This is a genomic window from Pseudoalteromonas sp. S3178, from assembly GCF_005886985.1.
Classification (GTDB): domain Bacteria; phylum Pseudomonadota; class Gammaproteobacteria; order Enterobacterales; family Alteromonadaceae; genus Pseudoalteromonas; species Pseudoalteromonas carrageenovora.
On sequence record NZ_PNCW01000331.1, the window covers coordinates 1 to 257 of the forward strand.

Sequence of the window (257 nt, forward strand, 5' to 3'; positions counted from 1 at the left end):
ATATGCAAAGAAGCAGAGATAAATTAAGTAAAGTTCCACCAATAGTTTGGAAGTTTGTACTTCCGTGTAAAGATTGATTTCTCCATGAATATATAAGGTCAAATGGGTCTTGAGAATCATCTAAGCTTGAAATATGAACTCTGAATTCTTGCAAAAGTACCTTGAGTTCAGAATCTGCGATTTCATCATACACAAGATTTAAAACATCTCTGATGCTGGAGCATTGCGCACCAATTTTATAAGGTCTCGGTTTTCCA

General features: G+C 35.0%; 1 pseudogene. It reads right to left on the bottom strand.

What is annotated here, in order from left to right:
* Positions 1-257 (bottom strand): annotated as a pseudogene (locus tag CWC11_RS23085) (hypothetical protein); the annotation flags it as partial.